This window comes from Pseudomonas sp. P106(2024) (genome assembly GCF_057480815.1).
In genome coordinates this window covers 121,080-133,833 of record NZ_JBLIYU010000003.1, presented here as the reverse complement: position 1 = coordinate 133,833, position 12,754 = coordinate 121,080, and the positions used below count along the sequence as shown (strand labels likewise).

At 66.0% G+C, this 12,754-nt stretch carries 10 protein-coding genes; 3 read left to right on the top strand and 7 right to left on the bottom strand.

The window, feature by feature from the left end:
- Positions 1-25: 25 nt before the first annotated feature.
- The 5 genes from AC25M7_RS06755 to AC25M7_RS06735 form a co-directional block, all read right to left on the bottom strand.
- Complete coding sequence (locus AC25M7_RS06755) at positions 26-1,858, bottom strand: ABC transporter ATP-binding protein (protein ID WP_028690835.1); 1,833 nt, start codon at positions 1,856-1,858, stop codon at positions 26-28.
- Positions 1,851-2,483, bottom strand: coding sequence for a DsbA family protein (locus tag AC25M7_RS06750; RefSeq protein ID WP_028690836.1), 633 nt, complete (start codon positions 2,481-2,483; stop codon positions 1,851-1,853). Before AC25M7_RS06750 ends, AC25M7_RS06755 begins: the two co-directional genes overlap by 8 nt.
- Positions 2,484-2,486: 3 nt before the next feature.
- Entirely contained in the window at positions 2,487-3,419 is a 933-nt protein-coding gene (trhO, locus tag AC25M7_RS06745; RefSeq protein ID WP_062361509.1) for an oxygen-dependent tRNA uridine(34) hydroxylase TrhO, read from the bottom strand.
- 205 nt (positions 3,420-3,624) lie between these two features.
- Entirely contained in the window at positions 3,625-3,921 is a 297-nt protein-coding gene (locus tag AC25M7_RS06740; protein WP_028690838.1) for a BolA family protein, read from the bottom strand.
- A gap of 10 nt (positions 3,922-3,931) precedes the next feature.
- Positions 3,932-4,456: a DUF2059 domain-containing protein gene (locus AC25M7_RS06735; RefSeq protein ID WP_028690839.1), complete on the bottom strand. Its 525-nt coding sequence runs from the start codon at positions 4,454-4,456 to the stop codon at positions 3,932-3,934.
- Positions 4,457-4,609: 153 nt separating this feature from the next.
- On the opposite strand from AC25M7_RS06735, the gene AC25M7_RS06730 reads away from it, so the two are divergent.
- Positions 4,610-6,004, top strand: a complete 1,395-nt coding sequence (locus AC25M7_RS06730; protein WP_062361501.1) for a class II fumarate hydratase — start codon at positions 4,610-4,612, stop codon at positions 6,002-6,004.
- Between the two features lie 83 nt (positions 6,005-6,087).
- On the opposite strand, the gene AC25M7_RS06725 is transcribed toward AC25M7_RS06730, so the two are convergent.
- Both AC25M7_RS06725 and pap read right to left on the bottom strand, forming a co-directional pair.
- Positions 6,088-7,044: a DMT family transporter gene (locus tag AC25M7_RS06725; RefSeq protein ID WP_486970867.1), complete on the bottom strand. Its 957-nt coding sequence runs from the start codon at positions 7,042-7,044 to the stop codon at positions 6,088-6,090.
- 175 nt (positions 7,045-7,219) lie between these two features.
- Complete coding sequence (pap, locus tag AC25M7_RS06720; protein ID WP_028690842.1) at positions 7,220-8,713, bottom strand: polyphosphate:AMP phosphotransferase; 1,494 nt, start codon at positions 8,711-8,713, stop codon at positions 7,220-7,222.
- A 135-nt stretch (positions 8,714-8,848) separates the two neighbouring features.
- On the opposite strand from pap, the gene mnmC reads away from it, so the two are divergent.
- Both mnmC and AC25M7_RS06710 read left to right on the top strand, forming a co-directional pair.
- Complete coding sequence (gene mnmC / locus AC25M7_RS06715) at positions 8,849-10,819, top strand: bifunctional tRNA (5-methylaminomethyl-2-thiouridine)(34)-methyltransferase MnmC2/FAD-dependent 5-carboxymethylaminomethyl-2-thiouridine(34) oxidoreductase MnmC1 (protein ID WP_486970866.1); 1,971 nt, start codon at positions 8,849-8,851, stop codon at positions 10,817-10,819.
- Between the two features lie 146 nt (positions 10,820-10,965).
- Positions 10,966-12,753, top strand: a complete 1,788-nt coding sequence (locus AC25M7_RS06710; protein WP_028690844.1) for an N-acetylglutaminylglutamine amidotransferase — start codon at positions 10,966-10,968, stop codon at positions 12,751-12,753.
- Position 12,754 lies beyond the last annotated feature (1 nt).

The following is a 12,754-nucleotide window of genomic DNA, read 5'->3' as shown; positions in this document are numbered from 1 at the left end:
TGCAGCTCGAACCTTGAGGCTGTTTTCAGGTCTGCTGCAGATGGCCGTAGAGCTTGGCGTACAGGCCGCCCTCGGCGATCAGTTGCTGATGGCCGCCGTCCTCGGCGACATGGCCGCCGTCGAACACCAACACGCGGTCGGCCTGCTTCACCGCCGACAGGCGGTGGGCGATGATCAGCGTGGTGCGACCGCTGAGGAACCGCGCCAGGGCCTGGTGCAGGTTGTACTCGGTGGCGGCGTCCAGCGCCGAGGTGGCTTCGTCGAGAATGACCACCTTGGGCTCGGCCAGCACCATGCGAGCGATCGCCAGACGCTGGCGCTGGCCGCCGGACAGGCGCACGCCGGAACGCCCGACGATGCTGTCCAGGCCCTGGGGCAGCGCGGCGATGGTGGCGTCCAGCTGGGCGATGCGCAGCGCCTGCCAGCAGGCATCGTCACTGCAATCGCGGCCCATGGTCAGGTTGGCGCGCACACTGTCGTTGAACAGCGACGGGTGCTGCAGCACCACCGCGACGTGCTCGCGCAGGGTCTCCAGGCCGATCTCCTGCAGGCTGGCGCCGCCGAAACGGATGGTCCCGGCCTGGGCGCTGTACAGCCCCAGCAGCAGCTGCACCAGGGTGCTCTTGCCGCCGCCGCTGGCGCCAACGATAGCGACCTTCTCACCCGGGGCGATGGACAGGTTCAGCTGGTCCAGCACCGGCTCGTCGGCGTAGGCGAAGCGCAGGTCGCGCACCTCGATGCCGACCGTCTCGCGCCCGGCGAACGGGTCGCTGGCCGCCGGGTACTGCGGCTCATCGGCCCGCGCCAGCAGCTCATTGAGGCGACTGAGCGCGCCACCAGCGGCGTAGTAGGCATATTGCAGGTTCAGCAACTGCTCCACCGGGCCGATCATGAACCACAGGTAGCTGAACACCGCCAGCATCTGGCCGATCGACAGGTCGGAGAACAGCACGGTGAGCATCGCTGCGGCGCGGAAGATGTCGATGCCGAACTGGAACAACAGGCCGCTGGCCCGGCCACTGGCATCGCTCTTCCACTGCGAGGCCACGGCATAGTCGCGCACCTCGCGGGCGCGCAGGCCCAGGCGACCGAGGAAATACCCCTGACGGTTGCCGGCGCGGATCTCCTGGATCGCATCGAGGGTTTCGGTCAGCGCTTGGGTGAAGCGTGCGGTGCTGTCGTTCTCGAGCTTCTTCAAGTGCTTGACGCGCTTGCCCAACTGCACGGTGAAGTAAATCACCAGCGGGTTGAACAAAAGGATCAACAGCGCCAGCTGCCAGTGCATCCAGATCAGGATGGCGGCGGTGCCGGTCAGGGTGAGCACGGCCACCAGGAAGCGGCTGAGGGTTTCGCCGACGAACTTGTCGAGGGTGTCCAGGTCGGTGACCAGATGGGTGGTGACCGTACCGCTGCCCAGGCTTTCGTATTCCTTGAGCGAAATACGCTTGAGCCGCTCGATCAGGCGGATGCGCAGGCGGTAGACGATGTCCTTGGCCAGGCCAGCGAACAGTTTGGCCTGGACCACGTTGAACGCCAGCGCCGCCAGGCGCAGGCCCAAGGTGGCGCACAGCATCAGGCCAATATAGCCCGCGGCCACCTGCCAGCCTGCGGGCAGGAAGTTGTTCATCCACTTCAGTGCGGCGTCGCCATGCCCCAGCAGCACTTCATCCACCAGCAACGGCAGCAGCAAGGGGATGGGCACGCTGCACAGGGCAGCGAGCACGGCCACCAGGTTGGCGGTCCACAGGGCTCGCTTGTGGCGCAGGGCCAGGCGGCGGATTTCCGCCCAGCTCAGGCGATCGGGCACAGCGGGGGACTTCCCTGGCACAGGGTCTGGCGACCCTGGCAGGTCAAGCACAGGCGGCCTGCTGCAGCCAGCGGCCGAGCAGCGGCTGCAGGCTGTCCAGCGACTGGTAGCCGTTGGTCAGCAGGGCCAGCTGGCCATTGCGCTCGGCCAGCAGCGTCGGAAAGCCGGCGATGCCCAGGTCCTGCACCCAGCCGAAGTCGGCACTGGTGGCGGCACGGGTATCGGCGCTGGTGAAGCGCTGCGAGAACGCCTCGCGGTCGAAACCGGCCTGTTCGGCCAGCTCCACCAGTTGCGGGGCGCGGGTGACATCCAGCCCCTGCTCGTAGAACGACCGCTGGATCAGCTTGAGCAACGCCCAGGCCCGCTCATCGTCCAGCTCGCGCGCCGCGACCAGCGCGCGGCACGCAGGCTCGGTGTCGTAGACGAAACCGTCAGGCATCGCGCCATCGAAACGAAACGGCTGCCCGGTGGCGTCATGCACCGCCTGCCAGTGCTCGAGGATGTACTTGCGGGTCGAGGCATCCAGGGCGCTGCCGCCGCTGCGCAGGCCACCGGGCACCAGGCGGGTGACGACGCCCGCCTCACGCGCCTGGGCGATCAGCGCCTCGGCCACCGGGGCAAAACCCCAGCACCAGGAGCACATCGGGTCCATCACATAGAGCAGGCGTGCGGACATGCATCAGGCCTCGGCTTTGTAGTTGTAGCCGATCGGGTGTGGCTGGTTGCGCGCCTTGGCCAGTTCAATCTGCTTCTGGCGGTCGATGGCGCTGCGCCGGGTCTTCTCGCTCAGGCTGTCCCAGCAATGCGGGCAGCTCACGCCTGGCGAATAGTGCTCCGACTCCCGGTCCTTCACGTCGATCGGGTGGCGGCAGGCATGGCACTGGTCGTACTCGCCCTCGCTCAGGTCGTGACGCACGGTGACCCGGTTGTCGAAGACGAAACAGTCGCCGTCCCAGAGGCTTTCTTCCTGGGCTACTTCCTCGAAGTATTTCAGGATGCCGCCCTTAAGATGATAGACGGCTTCGAAGCCCTCACCGAGCATGTAGCTGGAGGCCTTTTCGCAACGGATGCCACCGGTGCAGAACATGGCGACCTTCTTGTGCTTGCTCGGGTCGAAGTTGGCCTTGATGTAGTCGGGGAACTCGCGGAAGGTCTCGGTCTTCGGGTCGATCGCGCCCTTGAAGGTGCCGATGGCCACTTCGTAGTCGTTGCGGGTGTCGATCAGCAGCACTTCAGGGTCGCTGATCAGCGCGTTCCAGTCTTTCGGATCGACGTAGGTGCCGACCGCCTTGTTCGGGTCCACGCCCGGCACGCCGAGGGTGACGATCTCTTTCTTGAGCTTGACCTTGGTGCGATAGAACGGCTGCTCGTCGCAGTACGACTCTTTATGGTCGACATCCACCAGGCGTGGGTCGCTGCGCAGCCAGGCCAGCAGCGCGTCGATGCCTTCACGGGTGGCCGAGACGGTGCCGTTGATGCCTTCGTTGGCCAGCAGCAGGGTGCCTTTGACGCCGTTGTCGACCATGGCCTTGAGCAGCGGCTCACGCAGTTCGACGTAGTCTTCCAGGGTGACGAACTTGTACAGCGCCGCCACGACGATCGGTTGGGTCATGAATCTGAAACTCCTGGTGGTTGCCCTCGTAAGGGGCGGACCGGGTTTGACATGAAAAAGCATAGGGGCGCCTTACGCCCCTTTCGCGACACAAGGCCGCTTCCACAGGGGGATGCGTATTCCTGTGTGAGCGGCCTTGTATCGCGAAAGGGCCGCAAAGCGGCCCCCGGATTTTGCGAGATTGTACCAGAACGACGGAAAGGATTCAGTGCCCACCGCCGGCGCACACCGGCGAGGCAGGCGCCACGCCGACCGCCGCCCACTCCTCGGGCGTATAGGTGTGGATCGCCAGGGCGTGGATCTCGCCCATCAGATCACCCATGGTGGCGTAGACCTTCTGGTGGCGCTTGACGCTGTTCAGCCCGGCGAACTGCTCGCTGACCAGCACCGCCTTATAGTGCGTTTCCTGGCCACGGCTGTGCATGTGGCTTTCGTTGCGCACTTCGAGGTGGTCTGTGCCCAGCGGCGCCAGCTGCTGCTCGATGCGTTGCTGCATGTTCATCGCGTCAGGCTCACTTCTTAGCCGGAGCGGCTGCCTTGCCAGCGCTCGGGTCGAGTTCCTTGGTCATGTCGTCGAGCAGCTTGTTGACCACCGGCACCGCCGGCTCCAGGCTCTGCTGGGTCAACTGGGCCGACTGCTGGGTGACCTTGGGCATCTCGCGCAGGACTTTCTTGCCCAGCGGCGACTCGTAGAACTTGACCAGGTCGTTCAGCTCGGCCTCGGTGAAGGTCGCGGTGTACAGGTCGACCATCTTCGGCTTGAGCTTCTTCCAGCCGATGGCGTTGTCCAGGGCGGCGTTGGCCTTGGCCTGGTAGCTGTCGAGCACCGTTTTCTTGGCAGCCGGCGCCTTGGTCTGTTCGAAACGCTGGGCGAACATCTGCTGGACCTGCATGTACACCGGGGTGCCCAGCTTGTCGGCATTGGCCAGGGTCAGGAATTTCTCGGCAGCGGCATTGTGGCTCGCGGTGGCGGCGAGTACCTGGCCGCTGGCGCAGGCCAGGGCAACGGCAGCACAGAGGACACGAAGACGGGTCATTGCATTTCCTTCAAGAAAGGGAGGCGGGTACCTCAGAGTAGAGCATTCTGCGCCGTGGTGGCGAAGTGCTCAAGTGGCACGACGAGCGACTGAACCGCTGCGACGAATCAGGGCCTAAACTGCGATTTCTGACTACAAAGGAGTGAGCGCAGCATGAGCCGTATCGAGACAGACAGCCTGGGCCCGGTCGAAGTTCCAGAGGACGCCTACTGGGGTGCGCAGACCCAGCGTTCGCTGATCAACTTCGCCATCGGCAAGGAGCGCATGCCGCTGGCGGTGCTGCACGCCCTGGCGCTGGTCAAGAAAGCCGCTGCCCGGGTCAATGACCGCAACGGCGACCTGCCCGCCGACATCGCCCGGCTGATCGAGCAGGCCGCCGACGAAGTGCTCGACGGCGATCACGACGACCAGTTCCCACTGGTGGTGTGGCAGACCGGCAGCGGCACCCAGAGCAACATGAACGTCAACGAGGTGATCGCCGGGCGCGCCAACGAACTGGCCGGCAAGGGCCGTGGCGGCAAGGTACCGGTGCACCCGAACGATCACGTCAACCGCTCGCAAAGCTCCAACGACTGCTTCCCCACCGCCATGCACATCGCCGCCGCCCAGGCCGTGCACGACAAGCTGCTGCCGGCGATCGCCGAACTGTCGGCGGGCCTGGCCGAGCTGTCGGCGCGCCACATGAACCTGGTCAAGACCGGGCGCACCCACATGATGGACGCCACGCCGATCACCTTCGGCCAGGAGGTGTCGGCCTTTATCGCCCAGCTCGACTACGCCCAGCGCGCTATCCGCGCAACGCTGCCGGCGGTCTGCGAACTGGCCCAGGGCGGCACCGCGGTGGGCACCGGCCTCAATGCCCCGCACGGTTTCGCCGAAGCCATCGCCGCGGAGTTGGCGGCCCTGTCAGGGCTGCCGTTTGTCACCGCGCCAAACAAGTTCGCCGCCCTCGCCGGTCACGAGCCGCTGACCAGCCTGGCGGGCGCGCTGAAAACCTTGGCCGTGGCGTTGATGAAGATTGCCAACGACTTGCGCCTGCTGGGTTCGGGCCCGCGCGCCGGGCTTGCCGAAGTACGCCTGCCGGCCAACGAACCCGGTAGTTCGATCATGCCCGGCAAGGTCAACCCGACCCAGTGCGAGGCCTTGTCGATGCTGGCCTGCCAGGTGCTTGGCAACGACGCGGCGATCGGCTTTGCCGCCAGCCAAGGCCACCTGCAGTTGAACGTGTTCAAACCCGTGATCATCCACAACCTGCTGCAGTCGATCGAGCTGCTGGCCGATGGCTGTCGCAACTTCCAGCAGCACTGTGTGGCCGGTATCGAGCCGGACGCCGGGCAGATGGCCGCGCACCTTGAGCGCGGCCTGATGCTGGTGACGGCGTTGAACCCGCATATCGGTTACGACAAGGCGGCGGAAATCGCCAAGAAGGCCTACAGCGAGGGCAAGACCCTGCGCGAGGCGGCGCTGGAACTGAAGTACCTGACCAACGAGCAGTTCGACCAGTGGGTAAGGCCGGAAAACATGCTGGCGCCTGGCGGCAAGGGCTGATCCGGTGGCCTCATCGCGGGGCAAGCCCGCTCCCACGCCTGCCACAAAACGCAGCGTGGGAGCGGGCTTGCCCCGCGATGAAATTATCCATCAACCCGCACCCGACGTACCTTCCACCCCGCGATCAGCGACGGCCCCAAGGCCACCAACGCCGACCCCAGCACCACCGTCACCGCCCCTACATAGCCCAGGCCATTGATCTGCTCGGCATGCACGTAATCCGGCCACAGCCAGGCCGCCAGCGCCACCGCAACAAAGGTCACCAGCGGTGTCAGCGCCAGGGTCGCGCTGACCCGCGAGGCCTCCCAATGCGCCAGCGCCTCGGCGAACGCGCCATAGGCCACCAGCGTGTTCAGGCAGCAGGCCAGCAGCAACCAACCCTGCACCGGACTGAGCTGCAACGCCTCCAGCGGATGCACCCAGGGCGTGAGCAGCAGCGCGCAGCACAGGTAGATCACCATCATCACCTGCTGCGAATTCCACACCGTCAGCAGCTGCTTCTGGCTCAGGGCATAGAACACCCAGATGCTGGTCGCCAGGATGATGGTCAGCACACCGGTGGTGTAGGTGCCAAGCGAAGTGAGCAGCTCTTCCAGGCGCTGGTTGAAGAACAACCCGAACCCCACCAGCAACACCAGCAGCCCCAGGCCCTGCCCCAGGCTGAAGCGCTCCTTGAACACAAACACGCTGGCCACCAGCAACAGCACCGGTCCCAGCTGGACCACCAGTTGCGCGGTGCCGGGGCTAAGCAGGTTCAGGCCGACCAGGTACAGCACATAGTTGCCGACCAGTCCGGCCACCGCGACGGCCACCAGGCCCTTACCCTTGATTCCGAGGCGGCTGAACGATGGCAACCTCCGATTAGCCGTCAGCCAGGCGAACAACAGGCCGCCGGAAACACTCAGGCGGTACCAGGTGACGGTTACCGGGTCCATCACCTGCAGCACCTGCTTGAGCTTGATCGGCAGGATGCCCCAGAGAAACGCCGTCAACAGCGCCAACAGAAGGCCCTGGACCCAGCGTCCGGAAGAAATGTGCATGGTGTCCTCGAGTCGGACCTTGGTGGGGGAAGGTGCAGTCTAAAGGCTTGCCGGGGAGGATGTGGCGGGAAAAGATTTCATCAGGTCATTCCCTGGACGCATGCTCAATGCCCGGGCGGGCTATCGTGGAGCAGGCTTGCCCCGCTAAAAGCCAAGCCCCCCCTGCACGATCCGCCTACTTCTTGTCCTTGGCGAACGCCGCCTCCAACGCCTGATTGATCGTGCGCAGCACCTTCACCCGCGCCCAGCGCTTGTCATTGGCCTCCACCAGGGTCCACGGCGCGATCTCGGTGCTGGTGCGGTCGACCATGTCGCCCACCGCCTCGGAATAGACGTCCCACTTGTCGCGGTTGCGCCAGTCTTCCTCGGTGATCTTGTAGCGCTTGAACGGAATCTGCTCGCGCTCCTCGAAACGCTCCAGCTGGGTCTGCTGGTCGATGGCCAGCCAGAACTTGACCACCACCACCCCAGCGTTGCTCAGTTGCTCCTCGAAGTCGTTGATCTCGCCATAGGCACGCATCCAGTCCGCCGGGCTGCAGAAACCCTCGACCCGCTCCACCAGCACCCGGCCATACCAGGAGCGGTCGAAGATGGTGAACTTGCCCCGTGCCGGGATGTGCCGCCAGAACCGCCACAGGTAAGGCTGGGCACGCTCTTCCTCGGTGGGCGCGGCAATCGGCACGATGCGGTACTGGCGCGGGTCCAGCGCCGCCGCCACGCGGCGGATCGCCCCGCCCTTGCCGGCCGCGTCATTGCCTTCGAACACCGCCACCAGGGCGTGGCGGCGCATGCGCTTGTCGCGCAGCAGGCCGGCCAGGCGCGCCTGTTCGGTGACCAGCTGTTCCTGGTAGTCGTGCTTGTCCAGGCGCAGGGTCATGTCCAGGGCGCCGAGCAGGCTCTTCTGGTCGATGCTGCGCCCCAGCGGCGCGACGTTGCCCTGATGCTTGCCTTTGGGGTTGTTGGCCAGGGCCGCCTGCAGGCTCTCCAGCAGGATGCGCCCCACTGCCAGGCTGCGGTAATGCGGGTCGACGCCCTCGACCACATGCCAGGGCGCGTAATCGCGGCTGGTGCGGCGCAGCACCCGCTCGCCGAAACGCACGAAGCGGTCGTAGGTTTCCGACTGCTGCCAGTCCAGCGGACTGATGCGCCAGTTGTGCAACGGGTCATCCTTGAGCGCCTTGAGCCGGGCTTTCATCTGTTTCTTGGACAGATGGAACCAGAACTTGATGATCAGCGCGCCTTCGTCGCAGAGCATCTGCTCCAGGCGCTCGGCCCCGGCGATGGCCTGGTCGAGCACGGCATCCTTGAACTGGCCATGCACGCGGCCCTCGAGCATCTGGCTGTACCAGTTGCCGAAGAACACGCCCATCCGCCCCTTCGGTGGCAGCGCCCGCCAATAGCGCCAGGCCGGTGGCCGGGCCAGTTCCTCGTCGGTCTGCTGGTCGAAGGTGCGCACTTCGATCAGCCGCGGGTCCATCCACTCGTTGAGCAGCTTGACCGTCTCGCCCTTGCCGGCGCCCTCGATGCCGTTGATCAGCACGATCACCGGGAAGCGTGCCTGCTGCTTGAGATCATACTGGGCTTCGAGCAGCGCCTCGCGCAGGGCGGGGACTTCCGCTTCGTAGGTGTCCTTGTCGATGCTGTGACCGATTTCGGCGGATTCGAACATGGAGGGCTCCTTCAATGGATAAGCAAGATTAGCGGATTTGCGCCATGCGTATCGATTCTGTCGCGCCTTGCGATAGGGCCGACACTCGCCACGCGAATCGCTTAAAATCCGTCATCCGCTGCAACCGAGCCGACCATGTCCGATACCACCCTCCCCCAGCACGCCCAGATCGACTGGGACGACCAGGGCCGCCCCCACTCTCGGCAATACGACGATGTCTATTTCGCCATCAACGAAGGCATCGACGAGACCCTGCACGTGTTCATCGAGCAGAACCACCTGCGCCAGCGCTTTGCCGAGCTGGCGCCGCGGGACTGCCTGGTGATCGGGGAAACGGGCTTCGGCACCGGCATGAACTTCTTCTGCGCCTGGCAGTTGTTCGCAGAGCTGGCTCACGCCGAGGCGCGCCTGCACTTCGTCAGCGTGGAAAAATACCCCCTGAGCCGCGCCGACCTGGAGCGCGCCATGCAGTTGTGGCCGACACTGGCGGCCTTCACCCGGCCCCTGCTCGATCAGTACGTGGCGATCCATCCGGGTTTCCAGCAACTGAGCCTCGATGACGGCCGCGTCACCCTGACGCTGATGATCGGCGATGCGCTGGAGCAACTGCCACAACTGGACGCGCGCATCGACGCCTGGTTCCTGGACGGCTTTGCCCCGGCGAAGAACCCCGACATGTGGACGCCCGAGCTGTTCGCCCAGCTGGCGCGCCTGTCATACCCCGGCACCACCCTCGGCACCTTCACCACCACCGGCTGGGTGCGCCGCTCGCTGATCGAGGCCGGGTTCACCATGAAGAAGGTGCCCGGTATCGGCAAGAAGTGGGAGGTAATGCATGGCGTCTACAGCGGCGCGCCCGCCGCCCCTGCGGCGCCCTGGTACGCACGCCCAGCACCCTTGCCGGGGCCACGCGAGGCGCTGGTGATCGGTGCCGGCCTAGCGGGCAGTGCCACCGCGCGCAGCCTGGCGGCCCGGGGTTGGCAAGTCTGCGTGTTGGAGCGCCACGACGGGCCGGCCCAGGAGGCCTCGGGCAACCCCCAGGGCGTGCTGTACCTCAAACTGTCCGCCCACGGCACCGCCCTGTCGCAGATGATCCTTTCCGGCTTCGGCTACACCCGTCGCTGGCTCGAGCACCTGCAACGCGGCCAGGACTGGGACGCCTGCGGCGTGCTGCAACTGGCCTTTGACGACAAGGAAGGCGAACGTCAGGCCAAGCTGGCAAGTGCCTTCGACAACAGCCTGCTGCGCCAGCTCGACCGGGCACAAGCCGAAGCCGCGGCGGGCGTGGCGCTGGCCAGCGGCGGCCTGTTCTACCCCGAAGGTGGTTGGGTACACCCACCGGCGCTGTGCCAGGCCCAACTGGAGCATCCGTGCATCCGCCTGCTTGGCCATGCCAACGTCATCGCGCTGCGCAAGACCGACGGCCTGTGGCAGGCCTGGGACGGCGAGCGCCTGCTGGCCAGCGCGCCGCTGGTGGTGTTGGCCGGGGCTGCCGATGTCCGTCAGTTCCCGGCCTGCGCCGGGCTGCCGCTCAAGCGCATACGCGGGCAGATCACCCGCCTGCCGGCCACCGTGGCAAGCCGGGAGCTGCGCACGGTGGTTTGCGCCGACGGCTACGTGGCGCCATCTCGTGGCGATGAACATACCTTGGGCGCCAGCTTCGACTTTCACAGCGAGGACTTGGCGCCGACCGTGGCCGAGCACCGGGACAACCTGGCGCTGCTGGATGATCTTTCCGCAGACGTGGCCACCCGCCTGCGCACCGCCGAACTGGACCCGGCACAACTGCAGGGCCGGGCGGCGTTCCGCTGCACCAGCCCGGACTATCTGCCCATCGTCGGGCCGCTGGCCGATGTCGAGGCGTTCAACCAGGCCTACGCCATGTTGGCCAAGGATGCACGACAGGTGCCGGATGTGGCCTGCCCGTGGCTGGAGGGGCTGTATGTGAACAGTGGGCATGGCTCGCGGGGATTGATCACCGCACCGTTGTCGGGTGAGCTGATCGCCGCCTGGGTCAGCGGCGAGCCCTTGCCGCTGCCCAGGGCGGTGGCCGAGGCCTGTCATCCCAACCGTTTCTCGCTGCGCCGGCTGATTCGCGGCAAGTAGCACTACCGCAGGGGGGCGCCTTGCGCTCCCGGGACCACTCACCCCATATAACAGATCGATCTAAAACTCTCACAACCTACCTCGGTCCCTACCTAAGTGTCCCTTATTTCGGGCACCTTCCCCAACGGCAAAACCGGTAAGGACTTATGTGCGGATTAGCAGGAGAGTTACGTTTCACCCCCATCGACCAAGCCCCACGCCCGGCGGACCTCGCCGCGGTGGAGCGCATCACCCACCACCTGGCGCCCCGCGGCCCCGACGCCTGGGGCTTCCATAGCCAGGGCCCGATCGCCCTCGGCCACCGGCGCCTGAAGATCATGGACCTGTCCGACGGCTCGGCCCAGCCCATGGTCGACAACACCCTGGGCCTGGCACTGGCTTTCAACGGCGCCATCTACAACTTCCCGGAACTGCGCCAGGAGCTGCAGGCCCTGGGCTACAGCTTCTGGTCCGACGGTGACACCGAGGTGCTGCTCAAGGGCTATCACGCCTGGGGCGCGGCGTTGCTGCCCAAGCTCAACGGCATGTTCGCCCTGGCCATTTGGGAGCGCGACAGTCAGCGCCTGTTCCTGGCCCGCGACCGCCTGGGCGTCAAGCCTCTGTACCTGTCGCGCAACGGCGAGCGCCTGCGCTTCGCCTCAACCTTGCCGGCACTGCTCAAGGGCGGCGATATCGACCCGATGATCGACCCGGTGGCACTGAACCACTACCTGAACTTCCACGCCGTGGTGCCGGCGCCGCGCACGCTGCTGGCCAATGTGCAAAAGCTCGAGCCCGGCACCTGGATGCGTATCGACCGCCATGGCGAGGTCGAGCGCCAGACCTGGTGGCAACTGCACTACGGCCCGAACCCGGACGAGCGCGAGCTCGACCTGGAGGGCTGGACCAGCCGCGTGCTCGATGCCACCCGTGACGCCGTGGCGATCCGCCAGCGCGCCGCAGTGGACGTCGGCGTGCTGCTCTCCGGCGGCGTCGACTCCAGCCTGCTGGTCGGCCTGCTGCGCGAGGCAGGCGTGGACGACCTGTCGACCTTCTCCATCGGTTTCGAGGACGCCGGCGGCGAGCGCGGCGACGAGTTCCAGTATTCCGACCTGATCGCCAGCCATTACCACACCCGCCACCACAAGCTGCGCATCGCCGAGCACGAGATCATCGAGCAGTTGCCAGCGGCCTTCCGCGCCATGAGCGAACCGATGGTCAGCCATGACTGCATCGCCTTCTACCTGCTCTCGCGGGAGGTGGCCAAGCATTGCAAGGGCGTGCAGAGCGGCCAGGGCGCCGACGAGCTGTTCGCCGGCTACCACTGGTACCCGCAGGTGAACGGTGCCGAGGACGCCTTCGGTGCCTATCGCGACGCGTTCTTCGACCGCAGCCACGCCGAATACCGCGACACCGTGCAGGCGCCGTGGCGCCTGGACAACGACGCGGCCGGCGACTTCGTTCGCGAGCACTTCGCCCGCCCCGGCGCGCCGGACGCGGTGGACAAGGCCTTGCGCCTGGACAGCACGGTGATGCTGGTGGACGACCCGGTTAAGCGGGTGGACAACATGACGATGGCTTGGGGCCTGGAAGCGCGCACGCCGTTCCTCGACTACCGCCTGGTGGAGCTGTCGGCGCGCATACCGGCGCGCTTCAAGCTGCCCGACGGTGGCAAACAGGTGCTCAAGCAGGCGGCGCGCCGAGTCATTCCACACGAAGTGATCGACCGCAAGAAGGGCTACTTCCCGGTGCCCGGCCTCAAGCATCTGCAAGGCGCCACCTTGGACTGGGTGCGCGAGCTGCTGACCGACCCCAGTCAGGATCGCGGGCTGTTCGATCCGGCCATGCTCGACCGCCTGCTGAGCAACCCCCACGGCCAGCTTACCCCGCTGCGCGGCTCCAAGCTGTGGCAGCTGGCGGCCTTGAACCTGTGGCTCAGCGAACAAGGAATCTGAC

Excerpts from the sequence above, each read along its gene's own strand:
- AC25M7_RS06750 (WP_028690836.1), bottom strand. The coding sequence starts at position 2,483 with ATGTCCGCACGCCTGCTCTATGTGATGGACCCGATGTGCTCCTGGTGC.
- trhO (WP_062361509.1), bottom strand. The coding sequence starts at position 3,419 with ATGACCCAACCGATCGTCGTGGCGGCGCTGTACAAGTTCGTCACCCTG.
- AC25M7_RS06740 (WP_028690838.1), bottom strand. The coding sequence starts at position 3,921 with ATGAACATGCAGCAACGCATCGAGCAGCAGCTGGCGCCGCTGGGCACA.
- AC25M7_RS06735 (WP_028690839.1), bottom strand. The coding sequence starts at position 4,456 with ATGACCCGTCTTCGTGTCCTCTGTGCTGCCGTTGCCCTGGCCTGCGCC.
- AC25M7_RS06730 (WP_062361501.1), top strand. The coding sequence starts at position 4,610 with ATGAGCCGTATCGAGACAGACAGCCTGGGCCCGGTCGAAGTTCCAGAG.
- AC25M7_RS06725 (WP_486970867.1), bottom strand. The coding sequence starts at position 7,044 with ATGCACATTTCTTCCGGACGCTGGGTCCAGGGCCTTCTGTTGGCGCTG.
- pap (WP_028690842.1), bottom strand. The coding sequence starts at position 8,713 with ATGTTCGAATCCGCCGAAATCGGTCACAGCATCGACAAGGACACCTAC.
- mnmC (WP_486970866.1), top strand. The coding sequence starts at position 8,849 with ATGTCCGATACCACCCTCCCCCAGCACGCCCAGATCGACTGGGACGAC.
- AC25M7_RS06710 (WP_028690844.1), top strand. The coding sequence starts at position 10,966 with ATGTGCGGATTAGCAGGAGAGTTACGTTTCACCCCCATCGACCAAGCC.